1 protein-coding gene is annotated in these 505 nt (G+C 51.7%); it reads left to right on the forward strand.

Features of this window, described 5'->3' with window-relative positions:
- The first annotated feature begins 59 nt into the window (after positions 1 to 59).
- A complete protein-coding gene (locus IAQ59_RS22135; RefSeq protein WP_209333027.1) occupies positions 60 to 371 on the forward strand; it encodes a transposase in 312 nt (103 codons plus the stop codon).
- Positions 372 to 505 lie beyond the last annotated feature (134 nt).

Raw genomic sequence — 505 nt, forward strand, 5'->3', positions numbered from 1 at the left:
TGTACCGGCCCCTAAATTAATCGGACGTAAAATAGTTTAAAAACTGTAAATTTACGTCGATGAAAAAAAGGACATTTTCCAAAGAAGAGAAGCTGAAGGTACTCGAGGAAGCCAAGTCAAACGGAGTCCAGGCCACCTTGGACAAGTACGGTGTCTACCCTGCCACCTACTACAGCTGGAAAAAGAAGTACGAGACCATGGGTGAAAAAGGGTTCCGGCACGGCATGACCCCCGCCCATCTCAAGGAGATCAGGCGCCTTGAAAAGGAGAACGAGCTGCTCAAGAAGCTGCTGGCCGAAAAGGAGATCGAATCCCACCTCAAGGATGACCTGCTAAAAAAGAAGTATCCCTGGGCGAGCGGAAAGAACTAGCGGCGGTTTATATCGGCCAGGGACTTAAAAGGGACAGGGTGCTGCAGCTTCTGGGCATCACCCGCCACCAGTATTATTACAGGCCAAAAACAGGCAAACGGGGCCGCCGCAGGACCGGCACGGTGTTCAGGCAC

This window comes from Lunatimonas salinarum (assembly GCF_017811155.1).
Classification (GTDB): domain Bacteria; phylum Bacteroidota; class Bacteroidia; order Cytophagales; family Cyclobacteriaceae; genus Lunatimonas; species Lunatimonas salinarum.